At 64.5% G+C, this 1,290-nt stretch carries 2 protein-coding genes; both read left to right on the forward strand.

Annotation, left to right across the window (positions count from 1 at the left end; all coding sequences use genetic code 11):
• On the forward strand, positions 1–146 hold a 146-nt coding region (locus tag AC1DKR_RS20980; RefSeq protein WP_478033239.1), incomplete at its 5' end, for a flagellin.
• Between the two features lie 86 nt (positions 147–232).
• Positions 233–1,290, forward strand: a 1,058-nt coding sequence (locus AC1DKR_RS20985; RefSeq protein WP_478035053.1) for a flagellin, incomplete at its 3' end; no start/stop codon positions are given.

Raw genomic sequence — 1,290 nt, forward strand, 5'->3', positions numbered from 1 at the left:
CGGCGTCGCGCAGCCGCATCAAGGACACCGACTTCGCCAAGGAAACCGCTGAGCTGACCCGCACCCAGATCCTGCAGCAGGCCGGTACGGCCATGCTGGCCCAGGCCAACCAGGTGCCGCAGGGCGTGCTCAGCCTGCTGCGCTGATCCGCTCCTTGATCGACCACCGGGCGGCGGCCGAGCTGCCGCCCGGTTCCTGAAATACGTTCCACCTTCGCCAAAGGAAAAGCACCATGGCACAAGTCATCAACACCAACACCATGTCCCTGAATGCTCAGCGCAACCTGAGCACCAGCGGCAGCTCGCTGGCCACCACCATCCAGCGCCTGTCCTCCGGTTCGCGCATCAACAGTGCCAAGGACGATGCGGCCGGCCTGGCGATCTCCGAGCGCTTCGGTACCCAGATCCGCGGCACCGACGTGGCCATCCGCAATGCCAACGACGGCATTTCGCTGGCACAGGTTGCCGAAGGTTCGCTGACCGAAATCGGCAACAACCTGCAGCGCGTCCGCGAGCTGTCGGTGCAGGCCTCCAACGCCACCAACTCGGCCAGCGACCGCAAGGCACTGCAGGCCGAAGTGACCCAGCTGGTTTCGGAAATCGACCGCGTCGCCAAGCAGTCGGACTTCAACGGCACCAAGCTGCTGGACGGTTCGTTCTCCAGCCAGCTGTTCCAGGTCGGCGCCAACGCCGGCCAGGCCATCGCCATCGACAAGACAATCGACGCCAAGGCCAATGCCCTGGGTGGTGCGATGTTCGACTCGGTCAACTTCACCATCACTGCTCCGGCTGATGCCGCAACGGGCGTGAAGGTCACCGGCATGACCATCACCAACGGCGCCGGTTCGGCAATCAGCATCGCCGACATCGATGTGGCCGCCCAAGGCGGTGCTGACGGCAGCAAGACCCAGGACGCGGCCACCAAGGCCATGGTTGCTGCCATCAATGCCAAGATCGGTGAGACCGGCGTACTGGCCGAAGTCGATGCCGCTGGTGGCGGCAAGATCAACCTGAGCTCGGTCAAGGACAGCGTCGACAAGAACGGTGCCTTCCTTGGCATCGCCGTCGAAACCGGCACCTGGACTGGCATTGCCACCGGCCCGGCCGACATCGCCGCCAGCACCACTGCGGTAGGCAAGTCCTTCGCGGACAAGCTCGACGTGTCCACCGTGAAGGGTGCACAGCAGGCAATGGAAGTGGTCGACAAGGCCCTGGGTGCGATCAACAGCACCCGCGCCGACCTCGGTGCGATCCAGAACCGCTTCACCTCGGTGGTTGCCAACCTGCAGAC

The sequence above is a fragment of the Stenotrophomonas sp. 01N47 genome (assembly GCF_056399165.1).